Origin of the sequence: Flavobacterium sp., from assembly GCF_052437795.1 — a bacterium.
In the GTDB taxonomy this organism is placed as follows: domain Bacteria; phylum Bacteroidota; class Bacteroidia; order Flavobacteriales; family Flavobacteriaceae; genus Flavobacterium.
Genome location: NZ_JBQVPA010000010.1, coordinates 1 through 21402, shown reverse-complemented (window position 1 = coordinate 21402; position 21402 = coordinate 1). Strand labels below are relative to the sequence as shown.

At 46.0% G+C, this 21402-nt stretch carries 12 protein-coding genes; 8 read left to right on the top strand and 4 right to left on the bottom strand.

Features of this window, described 5'->3' with window-relative positions; translation table 11 throughout:
• The first annotated feature begins 107 nt into the window (after positions 1-107).
• Positions 108-473 carry a winged helix-turn-helix transcriptional regulator gene (locus tag ACT6R0_RS18545; protein ID WP_444655352.1) on the top strand — a complete coding sequence of 122 codons (366 nt, stop codon included), beginning with the start codon at positions 108-110 and terminating at the stop codon, positions 471-473.
• A gap of 117 nt (positions 474-590) precedes the next feature.
• Here ACT6R0_RS18545 and ACT6R0_RS18540 read toward each other — a convergent pair whose 3' ends face one another.
• Genes ACT6R0_RS18540 through ACT6R0_RS18525 form a run of 4 tightly spaced genes read right to left on the bottom strand, consistent with a single transcriptional unit; the run spans position 591 to position 4312 of the window.
• Positions 591-842, bottom strand: coding sequence for a LytTR family transcriptional regulator DNA-binding domain-containing protein (locus ACT6R0_RS18540; RefSeq protein WP_444655354.1), 252 nt, complete (start codon positions 840-842; stop codon positions 591-593).
• A complete protein-coding gene (locus ACT6R0_RS18535) occupies positions 808-1332 on the bottom strand; it encodes a LytR/AlgR family response regulator transcription factor (protein ID WP_444655356.1) in 525 nt (174 codons plus the stop codon). Before ACT6R0_RS18535 ends, ACT6R0_RS18540 begins: the two co-directional genes overlap by 35 nt.
• A 3-nt stretch (positions 1333-1335) precedes the next feature.
• On the bottom strand, positions 1336-2976 hold the full coding sequence (locus ACT6R0_RS18530; RefSeq protein ID WP_444655358.1) for a histidine kinase: 1641 nt from the start codon (positions 2974-2976) through the stop codon (positions 1336-1338).
• A 4-nt stretch (positions 2977-2980) separates the two neighbouring features.
• Entirely contained in the window at positions 2981-4312 is a 1332-nt protein-coding gene (locus ACT6R0_RS18525) for a ligand-binding sensor domain-containing protein (RefSeq protein WP_444655360.1), read from the bottom strand.
• Between the two features lie 216 nt (positions 4313-4528).
• Between ACT6R0_RS18525 and ACT6R0_RS18520 the strand changes: the two genes are divergently transcribed.
• From ACT6R0_RS18520 to ACT6R0_RS18490, 7 genes are all read left to right on the top strand, one after another.
• Positions 4529-6721: a serine hydrolase gene (locus ACT6R0_RS18520; protein WP_444655362.1), complete on the top strand. Its 2193-nt coding sequence runs from the start codon at positions 4529-4531 to the stop codon at positions 6719-6721.
• Between the two features lie 82 nt (positions 6722-6803).
• Positions 6804-7628: a T9SS type A sorting domain-containing protein gene (locus ACT6R0_RS18515; protein ID WP_444655363.1), complete on the top strand. Its 825-nt coding sequence runs from the start codon at positions 6804-6806 to the stop codon at positions 7626-7628.
• An 81-nt stretch (positions 7629-7709) separates the two neighbouring features.
• Positions 7710-9188 (top strand): T9SS type A sorting domain-containing protein, encoded by a 1479-nt coding sequence (locus tag ACT6R0_RS18510; RefSeq protein ID WP_444655365.1) that lies wholly within the window; start codon positions 7710-7712, stop codon positions 9186-9188.
• A gap of 409 nt (positions 9189-9597) precedes the next feature.
• A complete protein-coding gene (locus tag ACT6R0_RS18505; protein ID WP_444655366.1) occupies positions 9598-11241 on the top strand; it encodes a tetratricopeptide repeat protein in 1644 nt (547 codons plus the stop codon).
• A gap of 189 nt (positions 11242-11430) precedes the next feature.
• The gene (locus ACT6R0_RS18500; RefSeq protein ID WP_444655367.1) at positions 11431-17613 is read left to right on the top strand and encodes a choice-of-anchor L domain-containing protein; all 6183 of its coding nucleotides are present in this window, start codon (positions 11431-11433) and stop codon (positions 17611-17613) included.
• 31 nt (positions 17614-17644) lie between these two features.
• On the top strand, positions 17645-18949 hold the full coding sequence (locus ACT6R0_RS18495) for a T9SS type A sorting domain-containing protein (protein WP_444655368.1): 1305 nt from the start codon (positions 17645-17647) through the stop codon (positions 18947-18949).
• Positions 18950-21402: PKD domain-containing protein (locus tag ACT6R0_RS18490; protein ID WP_444655370.1), on the top strand; the 2453-nt coding region annotated here is incomplete at its 3' end.

The window sequence follows — 21402 nt, the reverse complement described above, 5'->3', positions numbered from 1 at the left end:
CAAATCTCGGGAGTACGTTAATTCCTCACAAGTACGGAGTTACGATTCATATAGGGATAAATTATTCCCCTATTGCACAAATTGGCATATACATTTAAATTTGTAATATGTATGAAAGGAAAACAACACCGAACTTAAATTGCGGGCTTGACCTTATAGGTGAAGTGCTGTATGGCAAATGGAAGATACGCTTGCTTTGGTTTATCGACCAGGGACACAAGCGCCCGAGTGAATTGCAGCGAAAAATACCTGATGCATCACGCAGGGTTTTAAATATTCAGCTAAAAGAATTAGAGGACCATGAGCTTGTCTCGAAGATCATATATCCGGTCGTGCCTCCAAAAGTAGAATATAGCCTTACCGAATTTGGAAAAACCATAATTCCGGTGATCGCGGCCATAGGAAATTGGGGTGATGAGCATGAAGAGCGTCTGCGTATGCTGATAATGAAGCGTTTTGATCAAAGTGTATGATATCGATGTGTTTTTTGATCACATGGTCCTTGGTTGGTTACGATAGTAGATCTGATCGCAGGAATGCGTTTCAATATTTTATGGCAACGGTCATTCGGGCACTAGCTACAATTTTTTTTATATCCCAAGCCTCATTAGCACACTGTCTTTTTTAGACCTGGCAACAGCCAGCTTATCCCCATTTTCCATTATTACAAATAAGCCTTCGTTCCGCGAAAATTGTGCTACTTCTGCTATGTTTATTATAGTGGAATGATGTATCCTTTCAAAAATGCTATCCGGAAGATGGGGCTCAATTTCGCCAAGTGAGCGCGAAACCACAAGCTTACGTCCATCAAGGAGTACAACCTCGGTATGAACGGTCAGCATGACAGTACAGGATGTTATATAAGCGGATAAAATCGTAGCCATCCTTATTACGTAACGCTATCCTTTGCTTTTCAGGTAGTTGATCTTTATTAAGGTTATGGTTTTGGATACGTTCGGCTATGCCTGCCGAAGCATTTTCGCGTTTCAGGCGGTAGATGGTATCCATCAGCTGCTCGGGATCGACCGGTTTAAGCAGATAGTCGAAAGCGCTTACACGTAGTGCTTTTAAAACAAACTGTTCATAAGCCGTAGTGAAGATCACTGTAAAGTCTGCCGAATTCCCAAGTTGCTCCAGCATTTGGAAACCATTCATTAATGGCATGGAAATATCCAGAAAAACCAGATCAGGCCTGTAGCGCTCAATGGCTTGGATACCTTCCTGACCTGAACTGCACGTAGCAATCACTTCCACTTCCGGACAGAACAGTTGTAAGTCCTGTTGCAGTGCATTGATACAGTGCGGCTCATCATCTATAATTACTGCCCTCATGTTTTATATATTTAAAGTGATTATTACAAGCGTACCTGTTGGCAGGCCGTTGCTGTCTTTTTTGTCAATGATCTCTATGCTTGCAGCGCTGTTATGTATTGCATTATACAAGTCAAGCCTGCCTTCTACAAGCTTAACGCCTTTGGACTCATGGCCGTGCTCTTTTACTTTCACGTTCCTTCCCGCGCCATTATCGTCGATCTTGCAGTAGATCGTTTCATCTTCCAACGTTATTGATACTGTGATCGTTCCTCCTTGGGGCAGTGGAAGAAGCCCGTGTATAATAGCATTTTCTATGAATGGCTGCAGCAATAATGCAGGTATCTTAATGGAATGCGTATCTACCCTTTCGTCAATATCAAATTTATAGTTCAGCTTTTTTCCGAACCGCAACGTCTCCAGCTTTAAGTAAAGGCGGCAGGTGTGCAATTCATCTTCAAGGCTTACTTCCAGCAGGTTGCTGTTAAGCTGGTTCCGCAACAGCTGTGCAAAGGTTGTAAGGTATAAAATAGCTTCCTTGTTCCTGAGATCATGCATCAACGATTTGATGGAATTAAGGCAGTTGAAGATAAAGTGCGGATTCATTTGCGCCCTCATGGCTTTGGCTTCAAGCTGCAACGCTTCACGCTCATAGGCGATCTGGAGCTGGTCTTTTTTTATAGCCTGCCGGATTTTCCGCTTTACACCAAGATAAATGAGCAGTGCCATAATTATTAGTAGTGTGGTAATGAACCACCATGTGAGCCAAAATGGCGGGGCAATATGGATCTTTATCACTTTTACCTCATCGCTCCATTCGCCCATGGTATTGGAGGCATTTATGTGGAGTTCGTACTCCCCCGGCGGCATATAGGAATAGGTAGCTGTATTATCGTTCCCGGAAATTACCCATCCATCGTCAAGCCCTTTCAGCCAGCGGCGGTATTGTATTTTTTCGGGCAGGTTGTATTCGGTTGCGGCAAACTCAAAAGTGAGGGAATTCCTGTCGTACGGTAACTGCATCACTTCGATCCCGTTGATGCCTTTATTGGAATATCCGTTATCAGCAGGCAATTCTTTATTATTTATTGTAATGGCTGTAATAAGCACTTCCGGTTCATAATGGTCGCTCATCATGGATCGAGGATCGAATATGACATAACCATAGGCTCCCCCAAAGGCAAGCCTGCCATCTGTGAATTTAAAATAATGATAGCGGTTGAACTCCTGTCCGTTCTCGCCAAGAACTTTGTGTAAGTTTATCCTGCTACCGTCAAGTGCGAAAGACAAAAGCCCTTTGCCGGTAATGCCCCACAGGTTCCCATTGTCATCCGCCTGAAGGTTTGCTATAGTATTGTGCGGAAATCCGTTGGTCGTATTATAGCTAAAGTGCTCCCGGGTCCTCATATTGAATTTTATGAGTCCGGAATACATGGTTCCAAGCCACACAATATTTTTTTGAACAGGGTCCGGGAGTATTGAAAGGACACGCACCTCGGGAAAATAACGTGTTGTTTTACCGGTACCTGCAATGTAATGGAACAGCCCGTGGGTACTGCTTATCCAAAAGTCATCTTTCCCTGCTATAAGGCCGTTAATGTCGTTCTGGAATGGATCTCCAATTTCAAAGGGGACCTGGTAATGAAAGGTGATGGTATTGCTCACCGGATTAAGTATGTACAGCCTCATATCGAGGCCTACCCCCCCAAACCCGCCCTGACGGATCTTCTGTCATGGCGCATGTGGGCAGTTTTTTAGGTACTCCGCCCCGGTACTTCCATTTGGGGTAATTTACTTTTTTATTCATGTCCATCGAAAATACACTACCTATATGCGCATCCGGTTGTGACTGTGCCACCCAAAGTGTCCCTTCTTTTGTTTGTACCCAGCGCCAGTAATATCCCGATATGGTATCTAAGAACTTATCGGTCCGCCTGTCATTTACTCCTGCCTTTTTAAGGATATCCGTATGAAAGCCTGTGATCATAGATCGCCTTTGAAGGTGGTTGATCCTCAGGTCATATTGCTCAATTCCCAATCCACCAGTACCCGTCCAGGCGATCCCGGACCTGTCAATTAACAGGGGAGAGCCCAGTATACCCAGATCGCAGGTAATTATCTTATTTTCTGTAGCGGGCCACAGCTTGCCTATGCCGTCAGCTTCAAAGTATATGGTACCCTCATCATCGAGTATCCTTGGGGGTACTGAGAAATGCGGCAGGCTGCCCAGGGAGATGGGAATGTCTATCAGCTTTTTGGTTGAAGGCCTGTAGATCCTGATCGTACTGCTGCCTATTATTGCGATGTCTCCGTTCTTTCTTGATATCAGTGCATTCTGCTTTTCATGTCGGGCCGGGTACAGGTCTTCCTTATAGGGTATAGCCACTCTTTCTGTCACAACTGTTTTATGGTTGAGGAAGATGAGCTCATTTTTCGTTGAAAGTATGACCGAATTTTTTGAGGATGCAATACCAACCACAATATCTTTTATGGGAAGCAGCCGCATCGATGTTAAAGCCCCGTCAATAACATATACATTCCCGGTATTTGAAAGAAGCCAGTAGGTTCCGCCCACATCAACAAACGACCTGCCCCGTTTTTGGTGGCCTTTCAGTTTTGCAAATCCTTTTTTGACGGTAAGGGGGATCACCTTTTCCGTATCGGTATTAAATATGTCGAGATGGCCCGATTCGTAGGTGATCCAAAGGTTATCTTTCTTATCCAGCCAAAGCTGAGTTATTATCCCGGATGACAGCCCGCCCCTGATCGATGGTATATGGTAAAAGTTCCTGAATTTCCTGCCATCATAACGTGCCAGGCCATTGCGGGTCCCGATCCAGATGAAACCTTTACTATCCTGTACTATGGCAGCAATAAAGCCCTGTGGCAGCCCGTCATCACTGGTGATTTTACGCAAAAGGGGAGGGCCGTCCTGTGCATTGGCAACAGGGCAGGCTAACAGGAATGTTATGAGAATGATATTTTTCAGTAAACGGATCATCGCGGTAAAAATATGCAATTAAAAGGTGGGTTGTTCACTAACATACCAGTCCCACTACCTGTTCGAAGTTATACGATATCTTTTTTGCGGCATTTGGTTACCAACGGTTCGAATATCCTTACCAACGGTCAAGCCGGAACCAGCATCGGTATATCGGAACTTTTTTACAAAAACTTTCATAATAGTTTTGACCTCATAAATACAAAATCAACAGTCATGAAGAAAAAATTACTCAGCGTATTTGCATTGTGTGCCGCCCTCGGTGCGAACGCACAATCGATCCCAACGGAATGGGCCAACCGCTATCAAACCGTTTTAGACAGCTTAACTACTAATTTCCAATCGGGAGATGGCGAACCCCTGGGTATAAGCATGGCGGTAAATGTGCCGGGCATTGGTACCTGGAAAGGCGCTTCGGGCATGGCGGAACCGGGGGTAGCTATGACTACAGACATGACATCTGGGGTTGCGAGTACAGGAAAGCTGTTTACAGCGGTAATCCTTTTAAAATTACAGGAAGCGAACCTGCTATCGCTGGATGACCAGATAGGCCAATATATAACTGATGACCTGCATGACATAGATAAAACGGCTACTATACGCCAAGTGCTGATGCATGAGACCGGTTTTTTTGATTATTCGAATGACCGTGTGGATGAATTTTATGAAGATGTACTTGCTGACCTTGACCGTTACTGGACTATACCCGAAGTGGTAGACAGGATACATGCACCTCATTTTGCGGCAGGCACTGGCTGGAGGTACAGTAACACCAATTACATACTTGCGGCCTGGGTTATAGAAGAAGTTACTAATATGAGTTTTACGCAGGCACTGCACCAGTATATTACAGAACCACTAAACTTAAACAGGACATTTGAAGCAAACGAGACCGAGGCTCTTGAGGGCACTCCCGAAGCTTCAAGTTATTTTAGCGGTATTTGGTATCCAAGGCTTGGTTTTACTTCTTTTTACTCGCAGGACCTTGGTGCTGGTAGCACGCTTTCTACGCCTGAAGATATGACCGCATTCTACCAGGCAGTGTTTGGCAACGGTACATTTTTAACTCCTGGATCGAGGCAGCAGATGCTTACTTTCGATGCTGCTACAGAATATGGCCTTGCAATATGGCATACGTATTCCAATTCAATGCAACGGGAGGTTTACGAGCATACAGGTTCGCAGGCAGGATTTTTTTCTGAAGCGACCTACGACCCGATGACGGGTGCATCGATATACTGGATAACAAACAATGACCAGGTCAGCTTTGATGGTGCACGGGTCTCAATTCGAAGGGAGTTCCGAAAAGGATATCCAAAGCAGGCCAATGATGCAGGGATAGAACGCATTGTGGCTCCACACGGTACCGTTTGCACGGGCTCATTTACTCCTGTAGTTGTCATAAAAAATCATGGCAGTGCAACATTATCTTCAGTAGTTATAAAATACCGCCTTAACAATAATGCGAACGTATTTACCCACAACTGGACAGGCAGCCTGGCCAGTGGCGAGACAGCGCAGGTGACCTTGCCGGTAACGCCTGTCAATCAAAGTAACAACCATACGCTAAGGATGTGGACGGAAAACCCTAATGGCAGTACTGAAGGCTATACCTTTAATGACGAAAAGACAGCCACTTTTGCCGCAAGGACCAGTGGTGCAGAACTTACCTCATTTACAGAGGATTTTGAAAGCGGTACTACAGCTATAAAAGTATGGAATCCTAATCATCTCACAGCACATCAATGGGGTATTACCAAGCTTTCCGGAAGTTCGGGCAATCACTCCTTCGCAACATCCAATAACTTCCCGACTGTAGGTGACGAGTCGATAGCTGAACTTCCACTCATCGAACTGAATGGAAATAGCGAACTTACATTTAAATATGCTAATGCCCAGTTGCAAGATACAGAAAACAGGTTGCAGGTTTTAGTGTCTGCCGATTGCGGCACGACCTGGGATACTGTATTTGACAGGAGCGGAGCCGAACTGGCACAGGGTGTTGAAGGCGGCGAATGGCTGTATTACCCGCACAGCGATGAGGAGTGGAACAGTGAAACCATATCGCTAACCCAATATGCAGGAAACGATGTAAAGATCCGATTTAAACGAATAATGGATACTGCCGGCGGCGACAACATCTTCATAGATGATATATATGTAGGCTCAGCCCTTGGCATTGCAGGCCACAACAAGAACATCATCAATGTATACCCTAACCCTGCAAGTGACAAGATAACTGTAGTTGGCCTTCCGGAAGGGACAGCAGTATCACTTTACAATGTTTCGGGCCAGAAACTAATGGAAGTTGCCGCCAACGGCGACACGCCGATAGACATTAGCAGCCTTGCAAAAGGGATGTATTTTTTAAATACCGAAAAAGGTTCGGCGAAAATAATAAAGAAGTAGTTTTTTTCATGATGCAATGCTGAAGCAGTGGTTAGGCTTTTGCCGAATCACTGCTTACAGTATTGATAAACTAAATGGAGTTATGAAACGTTTTTACATCGCTTTGCTGTCATTACTTTGGTTTAACCATGCTGTAGAGGCGCAAACGGTACTGCTCAGCAATGATTTTGGTACAGACCTGGCATCAATGCAGGCCGCTACAGCGGGCTGGGGCGTTGCTGAGCTTGACGGCAATGGGCATGGGTGGAGGCCTTACCTCAGTTCCGATTTTCATGACTTAGGATTCACCGGGATCGTTGACGCTTCGGCATCATTCACATTTGACGAAGAAGGTGATATAATTCCGCTTAGTACGATGAACCTTCTTGGCTCCCCATTAATAAACCTTTCAGGCTACAGCAGTGCAGAACTCACTTACAGGATTGGGGCATTACTTTTAGACGAAGGACAGATGGGCTATCAGTTACTGGTCGTAGAAGATGATTTTATTGATTTTGCTAATCCCAATTTTGTGGAGTCGATCACGAGTGAGGGTTCTCATAATGTAACTTTTGATCTGACACCCTTTACAGGAAGATCCATAACTCTCATGTGGTATCATAATTCCACCCTTACCTATGGTAATGGTTATCTTATAATTGATGATATAGTTGTTACAGCTGAAAATACTGCGGGCGTAAAAGAAATACTCATGCCAAAATTATCTGTGTACCCTAATCCTGCCACCGACAAGGTAACAGTAAGTGGGCTACAGGATGATACACTTGTTTCCATCTATACTGTTTCAGGACAGAAAGTGAAGGATGTTGTGGCTAAAGGCGATACCAGTATAGATGTCAGCAGCCTGGCCAAAGGGATGTATTTCCTTAATACGGCTAAGGGTTCTGCCAAAATAATAAAGGAGTAGTTTTTTATTTTAATTTTTCATGGCAGCGACAGGATATTTCCTGTTGCTGCTTTTGATTATCATCTCAAATATTTATAATTTATGAAGTATAATTTTACCTTAGTTTTAATCATGTTGCTGGCCGGGGTTGTGTCGAAAGGCCAGGATACATTTCTGGACACTACCTTCGGGAATAACGGCATAGTTACCGGCGAATATTTTACCCCTAATGCAATGGTTCTGCAAAATGATGGTAAGATCCTGGTCGCCGGCAGCAAGTTCGGTAATTTTCCGGACCCGATAATTTTAAGGTTTAATCCTGACGGGACCCCTGATACATCCTTTGGCAGTAATGGTAAAGTACAGTTTGATCTGCCTAACACAGAATATTTTACAGACATAGCCCAACTACCCGATGGCAGGATCCTGGCAATGGGGATCCGGTTCATTCCTGGAGGAGGAATAATTCCCAACATATATAAGATCATGTTTATGCGTTTTAGCGAAAATGGCACCCTGGATACTTCTATTGGCGATCAGGGCATGCTGCTGACCGCATTCGGCACAGAGCGCTCAGATGTTAAAAAAATGATACTGCTCCCTGATGGTAAAATTATGGTTTCGGGAGGCGTACCTCCGGGTGGAGTGGGAGCTTCAAGACCGGCGGTCGCAAGGTTTAATGCTGACTTTACTCCCGACACATCTTTTAATGGTACAGGATACAAAGTAATAACAACCCTGATAGGCAGCTTTAATACAATGGATATTGATGAACAAGGCAGGATAGTGACTGCATTGGGTACGAACGGAGCTATTGCAAGTGTTTCCAGGTCCTTGCCGGAGGGTCAGCCAGATACATCTTTTGGCATTAATGGTACAGCTGCGGTAACCCATGGTGCATCCCAATGCTTTATAAGTGAGATAAAGGCCGCTGCCGACGGCAAAATACTTATTTGTGGATCGTTAAAAACCGGAGTACGCAGTGCCTTTACACTACGACTGTTGCCGAACGGCACTCTTGACAATACCTTTGGCGATGCCGGTGTTTTTAAATTAGTAAATACTTCAGATGAAGATGAAGTGGCTGTGCGGATGCTGCAGCTGCCAAATGGAAAAATTATAAACGGATTGAGACGGTATGCTACTTCATTTGATTTCGGACTTGCCTTCCTTACGGCTAACGGCATATTAGATACTATGGTAGGTTTGCAGGGGGAAGTTACGACCATGCTTGACAACCATCAGTACATGTACTGCATGGTGCAGCAGCCGGACGGAAAAGTATTGGTTGTAGGTAACGATATTAATAATATGGTGTTAATGCGCTACGAGATCCAGGAGGTGCTGTCACAGGTCGATCTCGCCAAGGGAAGGTTTTCAGTATATCCTAATCCTGCAAGCGACGAGGTAACGGTTGCTGGCCTGCCTCAAGGTATTGCGGTGTCACTTTACAACGTTTCAGGACAGAAGCTTCTTGAAGTTATAGCCAATGGCGATACACCGATAGACATTAGCAGCCTTGCAAAAGGGATGTATTTTTTGAATACCGAAAAAGGTTCGGCGAAAATAATAAAGAGGTAGTTTTTTTGGGATCTTAATTTTTCAGGGCAGCAGCAGGATCTTCCTGTTGCTGCTTTGTGGTAATGATTCTACCATCATGATCTAGATGGTGGGAACTAAGTAATATAAAACTCTTACCATTGGTGGGAGTTTTAGATTTTAACTACTCATATATCAGTTTTTTAACAAGGTTTGAGTCCCGACGGATCACCTATTCGGTATATTTAACCAACAGTAAATGCTTAAAAATGATCTGATCATTGCGTGGACATTATTCTTTATAACGAATATTTCTTTCAACATAATATACCCACATAAAACATAATAATCCTTAAATTTATCAATTTATTATTTAAATATTAGTAAATTAATGAGGTTTATTTATCACATAAATACCCGAAATATATGCAGATTTGGATATAAGGAATTTTTGCTTCTCATCTTCGGCTTTTTACCCATTGTTGCGTTGCCGGCAGTGAAAGATAAAGAGTATGCAGCATTACAGGCAGAATGTACAAAATTTTACGATCAGGGTATCGGGCATTACAAAGGCCATAATTTTATTGGAGCAGTCGAATTTTTAACAAAGGCAGAGTCCCTTAATGAAAAATATGATCTTAATGAAAAATTGCTTTTCGACATTAAGGTTTTTTTGGGACTTTCATACTTTAACCTTTCAGATTTCGGGGAAGCCATTGGATATTACAAAGAAGCTTTGACAGTAGGGAAGAAATTTCCCGAGCTTGCAGAACGTTGCAACTCCCTGACCGGTGACATAGGGCAGATCTATTATTATGAACAGGATTATAAAAGCGCTATTGAATACTTCAAAAAAGCTTACGAGATCGACATTCAAAAGAAATACAAGTCCCGGCCTGTAAGGGCAATTACATTAGCATTATCCTACAACATGACGGGGGACCCAAAAACGGCACGTCGGTATCTTGATGAGGTGAGGACCATGAAAAAGCCGGAAGAGTTGCAAAAGCTTTGGCAGGTTACCTATGCCGAAACCTATTTTTTTGAGGGGAATGTAGGTGAAGCAGAACGGCAGATGGAAAGCCTTATAAAAGATCTCAATAAAAACTGGGACCAAAATTACAACAGCACTATATTTTATCTTAATGCTGTTGAATTACTATCAAATATCTACAAAAAGAATGGTAACGCGGCACTTGCCATCCACTACGCGAACAAGGGGCTGGAGGGTGGACGTCAGATGGTAAACAAAAAGGCTTTTTACGCTCTTTTGACAGACATTTATAGTGACCAGAAGGATTATGCGGCCGCACTTAAGTATAAGGACTCCGTAATAATGGCAAAAGATTCAATGGCGGCTATGGTGAATCGCGATCTTTTTGAGACCAATAAAGTAAAACTCAGGGTTCAGGACTATCAGAGCGAGATAAAGTATAATGAGGAGAAATATGATACAGAACGCAAACTTTCTTACGCGGTGCTTGCCGGACTACTGGGATTTGTTACGATCGTGATATTATTTTTAAGGCAGAAGAAATTGGTAGCCGAGCGCAACAGGCAGGCCGCACTGCTCGATCTGGAACGGGAAAAGGCAGATAAACTACAATTGGAGAACGAGATCAGGGAAAATGAAGCAAAGGCGCAGACCGAGTTCCAATTGTTACGGGATGAGATCGAATCACGAAACCGCAAGCTTTCGGCAAAAGCGCTGTACCTGTCGGGCCGTAACGAACTGATAGAGGACGTCATCAATTCACTTTCGGCAACACCCGGAAGTCCACAGGATGGTGAAGTGTCTGATTACATCAGGAATCTCAGGTCGCATTTGAAGTCGAATCATGAATGGGAAAATTTCCTCATTCATTTTGAAGAAGTGAATCCGGGTTTCATAAATAGGCTCAAAGAAAAGCACCCCGAACTTACCCTGAATGACGTACGCTTCATCATTTATCTTTACATGAATCTCAGCATTAAAGAAATTGCGTCGATGTTCAATATTACTCCCGAATCGTGCAGGAAGCGTAAAGAACGAATTGTCGCTAAAATGAACATTCCCGACAAAATAAAGATATATTCTTACATATCAACTATTTAGCTTTTTTATTTTTTTTCATGTCCTTAAAATGTCGCGTTTTCTTCCGTGTACATTTTAAGGACAATTAGAGTGGTTGCTTTAAAAATTCACTAATGTTGCTATAATATTTCCACGGGTCGATTCCTTCTCAGGATCGGTCACTGCCAATGCGGCAAGCGGAATATTTCAACATTTAAATAACCACTGATCATGAAAAAATATATTCTTTTGCTTTCGCTATTTATTTACGGTTTTGCATCGGCGCAACTGTCGCTTGAAAAGTTTGAAGGCAACTGGTCACCCGTGCCCGCAACTACCGGCACAGCCACCGACTGGCTGACCCTGGATAATGGCATAGGCACAACTGTTCAATGGGTACAGCAGGAACACACCGCTCAATATCCATCGTACGAAAACATAGCCGGTTCCCATTCCGCTTTTTTAAATGTTGAAGATGTGACGGGCGGCAGTGCGCAGGATCATCTGGTTTCACCGGAGTTTACGGTTCCGGCCAACGGCCAGCTATATTTTTACTCGAGGCTGCTTAACGCAGGTAACCAGGGGAGTTCTTATAAAATTAAAATACTGCCTGCGGGTAGTAATGCAGCAAATTTATCGAGTTATGTCGATCTGATCACGTGGACGGAGGGTCAGATCAATCCGGTACAGACGAATTATTATCTAAAGACAGTGCCTATTCCCTCGGCGTACGTGAATACAAATGTCCGCATCGCTTTTGTAATGCAGGGCGATAACATGGATGGATGGCTGATCGATTGGGCGCGTGTGACCGCACCCTGTGCTAACCCCGGTGGTTTCGAGGCCAATGTAACAGGCCTTGGTACAGTCGACCTTTTATGGACAAATCCCTCGGGAGCATCGCAGTGGGAGATAGAGATCGTGTCTGATGACATGATGCCTACCGGCCACGGTATCGTTTACAATGGATCGCTTCCGTATACCGCGACGGGAACTGCGACGGGTTTACCACTTACAGAAGCTCCCTTCGAACCACATACGCGTTACAAATTTTATGTGCGTGCCCTTTGTGCCGATACTGGCCTGAGCCTATGGGTAGGGCCGCTACAATTTACAACTGCCGGACTTGGAGATAATTGCAGCTATCCGTTACAATTTTCGCAGCTGCCGTTCTCAGATCGGGATAATACAGCCAATTTCTCCGAAAAACCGTCTATGCTGGCTACAGGTTGCGCTTCCTCGGGACTTTTGGGTTATGGTAAGTGGGGAGCAACGTACAGATATACCGCAGACTTTACAGGCAATGTCCGCATAGAGATGGGCGACCAGGGCCCCTATGCCGCCCTGTTTGTATTTGACGAATGCCAGGATATAGGCAGCAGCTGTATGGACAGCCGCTACAGCCTGTCAGGCATTACACCCACTGAAGGGATGGTGATCGAATCTTTTCCCGTTATAGAAGGGGAGGATTACTATATTATGGCGACTGCATTTAACGCAGTGACCACGAACTATAACCTTTTAGTGCAGGAAGTGACTTGTGGGATGCCTGTTGGCAATATGCCTGAAAACATTGGTACAGACTCGGCAACCTTCTCCTGGAACGATCCCGGTGGTATATCAGCGTGGGAACTAAAGGTACAACCCGCATTTGCCGGATTTCCCACTACTGCAGGCTCTCCGGTCTCAACTAATTCCGGGTTTGCGATCAGCGGACTGACAGCCGGCACCCATTACGAGTACTATGTAAGGGCGAGTTGCGGAAATGGCGTTTACAGCGCTTGGGCCGGCCCTTACCGCTTTTATACAGCTATTTGTGAGCCGGTTGACCAGTGTATCTATACCTTTGTAATGACCGATGTTGTTGGTGACCGGTGGATGGAAACACTAACCGTTTCACAAAATGGCACACCGATAGCCATACTGACAGGCCCACCAGTAAATACCACAATTGCAGAGCAACCGGTGGCAGTATGTCCGGGAGTGCCATTGCAAATAATGTGGAATACAGAAGGCGCCGGATATGACTATTCGCAGCAGGTAGGACTTACTATTGAAAATCCTTTTGGGCAGGAGATCTATACAATGCCTCAGGCGCCCTATGGTGGACTGCCGGGAATCGTGATCTATGATGAAATTCCGGTTTGCGGCCTGCTGTGCGAAGCCCCAACTGGACTTGCTGCGGCCAATGCCACGCAAAACAGCGTAGATCTTTCCTGGAGCGGCCCTTCTACGGGCAATTGGGAGTATTACATTGTAATTGTGGGCGATCCGGCTCCAGGGGCAGGTACTGCCGGCACCGCAGTTTCTGTAAACCCGGTAACGAATGTTCCGCTGGATGCTCCGGGTACGAACTATGAGTTTTATGTACGTATGGTGTGCGCAAATGGTGGGTACAGCGACTGGTCTGCGCCGCAAAAATTTTCTTCTGCCATTTGTACTCCGGGCAACAGCTGCCCATATACTTTTACACTTCTCAACGTACCACCACATCCGGGGGATGTATCCTCAGGATGGGGTGGCAGCTACATGACCATCTTTCAGCAGGGTGTGGAAGTTGCACGGATCGGCGATGCATTTACTACAGGTAACTCGCTAACTGTCCAGATAGATCTTTGTGATAATATGCCTTTTGAAATTGAATGGACATCGGCAGGGAATGAGTTTTTTAATGGCAACAGGATCTCACTGGCTGTTTACAATCCTATGCAGCAAAGGATCTTTCACCTGCCGCCAAATACAGCTATCAGCATTGGAACTGTTATATATAATGGGATAGTTGACTGTGACGCGCTTCCCTGCCTGCCTCCAACCGGCCTGTATGCCGCCAACACGCTGCCTGAGACAGCAGATCTGGGGTGGGACGGACTCGCATCGGGCAACTGGGAATATTACATCGTTGCCGGCGGCAGTGCTGCTCCGACATCGGCTACAGCCGGTACCACGACAAGTACAAACCCTGCTGTTGGCGTAGCCCTTGATCCTTCTGCAACTAATTTTGACTTTTATGTTCGATTGGTTTGCCCTGATACACCTGCGGGTTACAGCGATTGGGCAGGTCCTTTCAATTTTTACAGAGAAGTGGCATGCGCGTCGGAGGACCGTTGTTCCTATACAATAGAACTTTGGGGAACTACGCCATACTGGGGTGGTGCACAGCCGCTAATGTACAGTATTTATCAGGGGGGCGTATTGGTAAAAAAAATATATCATCATGCCATTGGCGAAGGCCCGGCCATAGAATCTGTAGAGCTTTGCCATGGTATCCCCTTTGAGTTGGTAGCTTCATCCGGTGCAAACAAACCTAATATATCACTTACAGACCCATTTGGAGAGATCGCGTTCATACTTACTCCGGACCCGGCCCAAAATTACAATAATGGGGACGTGCTGTTCTCTGGAATTGCTGATTGCATGCCACTGGACTGCCTCAAGCCGAAACAACCCGAAATATCCAACATATTGTCAACGCAGGTAACGCTGGACTGGCAGGAAACGGGCTCCGCCACATCATGGCAGGTTTGGGTACTTCCTATAATCGCGGCAGCGCCTCAGGCGGGCACGGGTGGGATTACTGTAACAAGCAAACCGTTCGTTTATGGCGACGATCCCGGCGAAACACTACAGCCGGCCAGCGATTATAAGTTCTTCGTTATGAGCCTTTGCGGCAACGGGTCCAATAGCGAAATTGATGGTGCATTCATAACGCATCCTAACAGTAGCGATATGGAATATACCTTTCAAACAGCAGTTTCAAATGACATTTGCGAGGGCGCGATCAACGTTCCGGTAAACACTACAGGAGATTGCATGCAAACTATTACGGGTAGCACCCATTATGCGTATCATTCGCAGTTGAGCATAGAGACAGCCTGTACATTTCCTGCCGGTTATCCCGATGTCTGGTATTCTTTTGAAGCGACATCGGCTGTGCATACAATAGACTTTACTTCGACCGGAGGTAATTACCTCGGCGTTTTTAAAGGGGCCTGCAACTCTCTGGTCCAAATATATTGCGACAGTTCCCATCCCCAGGCGTTATTATCCAACTTAATTCCGGGTGAGACCTACTACATCAGGATCAGTAATTACAACACCAATCCTTCTCCATTCCAGCTTTGTATAAGATCGGCAGTCGCCGGACCATCCATCAGCGTAAGCGATAATGCTTATACCGTTCCGCAGCTTGTTGACGAATTTTTATTAGGGTCTGAGTGTGCCGCGATCTCCAATCTAAATTACAGGACCGGTACTAACTTTGGTTCCAATAACGGTATCGGTTATTTCAACAGGAACGGCTCGGACTTTCCGATACAGGAAGGAATCATCCTTGCTACCGGCTCGATCCAACAGGCTTTGGGGCCATGGCCGGGAAGCACTGCCGAACTTGACACTAAAGTGTGGACGGGAGACCCGGACCTTGATGCCATTTTCCCTGGTGCAGATGCGGAGCCTTCCTACAATGCATCTGTTATCGAATTTGATCTTGTGCCCACATCATGCCGCGTTGCGTTCGACTTCGTTTTCGCGTCGGATATCTACGGGCTATGGGACTGTGTGAACGGTAACGGGGCAGCAATTTTCCTGACGGGGCCGTCGGGCAGTCCGCAAAATGTCAATATAGCTGTAATACCGGGCACAAGTGTTCCTGTTTCTACGGCCACCATTCGCAGTACGAATGAAACTTGTGACGGAGAAAACCCCGGCTTGATGGGCGAATTGGCGTATAATGATCCGCTGAACTCTACAACGGGGTACAGCGGCTACACTGTGGCAATGGAGGCTTCGGCTACGGTAATAGCGGGACAGACCTATCACCTTAAGATCGTGATAGCCGACCAACCCGCACATTTCGACTGTCACAATTCGGCAATTTTCATTGCAGGGAAGGAATGCAGCGATGTCCTTGCGATAGGGCCGGACCTCATTGGCAGTGATGCTGTGTGCAGCGATGGACAAGCCGTAATAAATTCGGGGCTGACCAGCCCGCAGTATAGTTTCACTTGGTTTAAAGATGGAAATGAGCTTACAGGCGAAACATCTTCATCACTCACAGTTACTGCTACAGCTCCATTCGGCGAAGGAACTTATAGTGTAATTGCTTCACCACAGGGTTCCGGATGCCAAAGAGAGGGTGAGGTGACAGTGGCTTTTACAGAACCTATAACTGTTTCTGACCCGACAGACCTTACTGCTTGCAGCACGACAGGATCTGCGACATTCGACCTGTTACAAAATACAGCAACAATGGCCGGATCAAATCCGAATAACTATGTGATCACGTATCATGCATCTCAGGAAGATGCCCAGGGAGGCACTGGCGATCTGGCTCTGACATATACGAACATAGTTCAAAACCTGCAGCAGCTATTTGTAAGGATCGAAGATACATCCGGATGTGCAATATTCAGGACATTTAACCTCATTACGCAAACCGCGCCGCAATTTACCATAGCAGGAGACATCTCGTTATGCACCGGATCTTCGGGCTTCCTGGATGTTGTAGCCGAAAACTTTGACCTGAACGACCCCGATGTAACTTATACCTGGAAGCTGGGGGCAGGAACACTTCCGTACCCAACCTCTGGCATACCAATAAATAGTCCGGGAATCTATGAGGTTACTGTAACCCGAGGTGGCTGTTCAGTTTCGCGTCAAATAACGGTGAACGAAATACCTGCACCCGTTTTTGACCTTGGCGGGCCGTATGTAGTGTGCGCGAACGAGACCAGGACTATTGATATAGCGGCGGCAAATTTTGATGCATCGCAGGCAATGTATCAATGGACGGTTAATGGAAATAATTCTGCGGAGACTTCTGCAAGTATTACAATAACCGAAGTGGGCAGTTATACGGTGAGCGTAACTGTGGGCAGCTGTGCTCCAGTGTCAAAAACCGTAGAAGTAACCTTGAGTGACATTAACGTAGCGATACGTATTGACCAGTTTTGCGAAGATGAAGCCTTTCAGCTAAAGGCAACGGATGAAAACAGTTCGTTCGAGCCTTCTACCGCGACATATGCCTGGTCCGGGCCGAATGGCTTTACCGCGGCAATACAGCAGATCGCTCCTGCAGTGCCGGGACTCTATACCGTAGTCGTTTCCACTGCCGATGGCTGTACAGGAACCAGATCGGTTGACGTTCAGGATACAGTATGTTTTATGCAGCGCGGCATTTCTCCCAACAATGACGGTCTTAATGACACATTTGACCTGACAAGCATGGACGTTCGAAAACTTACCATTTTTAACCGTTATGGTGCTGTCGCCTACGAAAGGGCCAATTATCGCAATGAATGGGGCGGACAGGCAAGTAACGGGAACGATCTCCCGACAGGTACATACTTCTACATGATAGAGCGGGCGAACGGAGAGCAGCTCACTGGCTGGATATACCTTAACCGCGAAGACTAACGATGATACTAACTAAAAAAAAACTAAATAAATGAGAGGATCTAAACTATTATTTGGCGCTCTAGCCATGCTGGGGATAGCAAATTTCCACCAGGCAATGGCACAACTAAATTTTTCTGATGGCTTTGAAAATGGTATTATATGGACTGATGTCGATGGAACCTATTATACCGTTCCGGAGGATTATGGGGCGTGCAGCGGAAATGCGATCATAGGGCAATTTTATTATGCGTTTCATGAAAGCGGGCTGATCACGCCGCTTATATCACCTTCCCTGGGAACATCCAACGGAGGTATCGCGACGCTCCAATATGAATACAAAGTATCACACTTTGGTAACTCAGGGTTTCCGCTTCCCAATGATCCGGACTGGGGGACAGTAAGGGTAGAATATTCATATTCGACGCTAGGACCATGGATGGAAGCAGATATCATATCTCCCTCTAACCATACTCCAAGTGCCGATTGCGCTACCAGGACCGTAACATTTGTTCCTGACGCCGGGATGGAAGTATTCATACGTTACACGCTGCACCCTGATATAGCGGCGCAGATAGATGGTGATCTTATGCTTGATAATGTTGTGGTAACGCAGGCTCCCCCTTGTGCGACACCTGCCCCTGACGCATTGCAGACGCCACAGGACCTCTGCAATGGAGCAACTGTTGCCGAACTTGATACAGCTGGCTTTTTCATCATTCAATGGTATAGCAGTGAGACCGGAGGTCAGCTGCTTGCCAATGACGCGCCGTTGACCGCGGGCACATACTATGCCACCCAGATCGCCGAAGGTGAAGATGCGTGTGAAAGTATAGGAAGGACAGCTGTTACGGTTACAATATCTACAGTACAGCCTCCGGCTATTGCTTCGCCACAGGTGGTTGACGCCGACACAGTACTATTATATAGCGTAGAAGCTGAGTCAGATGGAACCGTGACCTGGTATGCAACCCAGGAAAATGCGGAAAATGGCGTTGATGCACTTCCGGAAGATACCGTTTTGACAACAGAAGGAACGTATTACGCCACGCAAACCGTAGGAACCTGCGAAAGTATCCCTGTAGCAGTTGAATTTGAATGGAACATGGGTACAGGTTCAAACAATTTTAATGAGATACGATATTACCCTAACCCGGTAAAAAATATCCTTACCATTTCTAATATTGCCACCACAGCAACCGTGACGATCTACAATGTTTTAGGTCAGGAAGTAATGGGTGCTGAAGTAGCCAACGGCACGCAGCTGGACCTTTCCAAATTGGAGGATGGCACGTACATACTAAAAGTGCACCATGGCGAAATTGCGTCGACAATTAAGATAATAAAATCCCGTTAGATGACGATTAAAGGCCCTGCTGTTCGCTCAGTAGGGCTTTTCCGTTACTGCCCCAATGAAAATGCTATGCTAAAGAAAAAGATCTATATATTATTACTGTTCACAATACCGTTGTTTGCCCAAAAGGAAGGAGCAAACTGGTATTTCGGTTCCGAGGCGGGGCTGAATTTTAATTCCGGGAGCCCTGTAGCGGTATCGAACGGTGCGCTGTCGACTAACGAGGGATGCGCCGCAATTTCTACACCGAACGGTGTTTTGCAATTCTATACCGACGGTATTACCGTTTACAACAGCAACCATTACCCTATGCCTAATGGGTCAGACCTCATGGGTCATCCGTCAAGCACGCAATCTGCCATAGTTATCCCTGCACCTATGGATTTTGGAAGGTATTACATATTTACTGTCGACTATCAGGCGTATCCTAATGGGCTGCGCTATACAAAAGTTGATATGTCCCTTAATGGAGGGCTGGGCGATGTGGTCGTGTCCGAAAAAAACATCCCATTGCACACTCCTGTAGCAGAGAAGATCAGCGCGGTTTATCATGAAAACCTCGAGGATATCTGGGTGATCAGCCATGGAATAAATAATAATGAATACCTCGCTTACCTCGTTACTTCGGAAGGTGTTACAACTACCCCGGTTACCAGTGCGGTAGGAGAGGTGCATACCTGTAGCATGGTCCCCGGAAGCACGGGCACCATAGGATATCTCAAATTTTCTCCTGATGGTAAAAAGCTTGCATGCGCTATTTCTGATGAGAACGTGGGCTTAGAACTGCTCGACTTTGAACCGGCAACAGGAGCGGTATCAAACTCCCGGAAAATTTATAACGCCGCCGCATACGGCTTAGAATTCTCACCGGCAGGGAATCTGCTGTACTTCACAAAGTCAAATAACCTTGTGCCGGTTGAGGTAATGCAGTGTGATATTACATTGCCTACGCTTGCAAGCATACAGGCATCGATGACAACAATATCATTCGAAAATGCCGGGGCGCTTCAATTGGGCATAGACGGGAAAATTTATGTAGCCAACCCGGCCACTACCTACCTTGGCGTGATCCACAATCCCAATAGCCAGGGTGTGGACTGTAATTTCGAGTCTGCGGGAGTAAGCCTGGGAGGTAAGACCTGCAATTTGGGGCTTCCCAATTTTTTTCAGAGTTTCTTTCTCCAGGCTATTCGTACAGAAGATATTTGCCTTGGCAACAGCGCAGCCTTTTTGATCAGGAGCCCTGTTGAGCCTACGAGTGCTTTCTGGACGTTTGGCGATGGCGAAACATCAAATTCCATAAGTCCCCAGCATACTTACAGCGAGGCAGGCACCTACACAGTAACTGTTGATCTTACAACTGCCGTACATGACGGTACGATCACGCTGGTTAGGGAAATAACAGTGTTTGCCATACCGGAAGCCACTGAACCGGCTGATATGCTGGTTTGCGAACAGGCATTTGACGGGGTGGCAGAATTTAACCTGGCGTTACAGTCTCCGGTTATCCTGGCGCAACAGTCTCCGGCAGATCATATCGTAACGTATCATACAAGCCATCAATTAGCTGAGAACGGCGAAGATGCGATCATCACGCTTTTTACCAATACACAAAACCCGCAAACGATATATGCTAGGGTTGCCGGTGAAGGGGACTGTTACAGCATCACATCGTTTGATGTGATCGTGGGAGCGATCCCCGCGATCACAAACCCTGATGGTCTCGTTGCATGTGAGGAAGAACGGGGATCGGGACTTGGTAGTTTCGACCTGACGCAGGCGATCGCTCAGATCACAGGGGGCAACGACGATCTTGCGGTCACTTTTTACAGCACGCCTGAAGATATTCCTGCAGGTCTGCAGATCACCGCCCCTGAAACATACTCAAATACCACACCTTATAACCAAACAGTATATTTTAAGGTTGTCAATGCGGATACCCCGGAATGTGATGTGACGGGCCAGCTTGCATTGGTTTTAGATCCGCTTCCTGAGCTGAATGCAGCTGTTGTGGATCATCTGCTTTGCGATGAGCAAAATAACGGTGACGGATATGAAGTTTTTGACCTGTCATCCCACTATAATGCCATAACCACAGAACCCGGCCTCAACCTGACCTATTCCTATGAGCAGGATGGCGACATGATAATTATTGATGACCCGACGGCTTTTCAAAATACCGTAGCAGGGGGGCAGGTGATCTATGTATCGGCGCAAAATATTTATGGTTGTGAGAGCGTTACGAACTTCGTTATAAAAGTTGTCCCGCTTCCGGCAGTCCAGGATCCCGGACCGTTTTATGCCTGTGAGGATCAGCCGGGCCTTGGTAATTACGATCTTCTGGATATAGCTGTTGCATTGACAGGAAGCCAGGGCAATGTATCAGTATCCTACTATGCATCGCTTGATGAAGCTGCACTTGGCGACGACGCTACTGCACTTCCTGCTACTTACAT

Coding starts and splice junctions, on each gene's coding strand:
- ACT6R0_RS18545 (WP_444655352.1), top strand. CDS start 108: ATGTATGAAAGGAAAACAACACCGAACTTAAATTGCGGGCTTGACCTT.
- ACT6R0_RS18540 (WP_444655354.1), bottom strand. CDS start 842: ATGCTGACCGTTCATACCGAGGTTGTACTCCTTGATGGACGTAAGCTT.
- ACT6R0_RS18535 (WP_444655356.1), bottom strand. CDS start 1,332: ATGAGGGCAGTAATTATAGATGATGAGCCGCACTGTATCAATGCACTG.
- ACT6R0_RS18525 (WP_444655360.1), bottom strand. CDS start 4,312: ATGATCCGTTTACTGAAAAATATCATTCTCATAACATTCCTGTTAGCC.
- ACT6R0_RS18520 (WP_444655362.1), top strand. CDS start 4,529: ATGAAGAAAAAATTACTCAGCGTATTTGCATTGTGTGCCGCCCTCGGT.
- ACT6R0_RS18515 (WP_444655363.1), top strand. CDS start 6,804: ATGAAACGTTTTTACATCGCTTTGCTGTCATTACTTTGGTTTAACCAT.
- ACT6R0_RS18510 (WP_444655365.1), top strand. CDS start 7,710: ATGAAGTATAATTTTACCTTAGTTTTAATCATGTTGCTGGCCGGGGTT.
- ACT6R0_RS18500 (WP_444655367.1), top strand. CDS start 11,431: ATGAAAAAATATATTCTTTTGCTTTCGCTATTTATTTACGGTTTTGCA.
- ACT6R0_RS18495 (WP_444655368.1), top strand. CDS start 17,645: ATGAGAGGATCTAAACTATTATTTGGCGCTCTAGCCATGCTGGGGATA.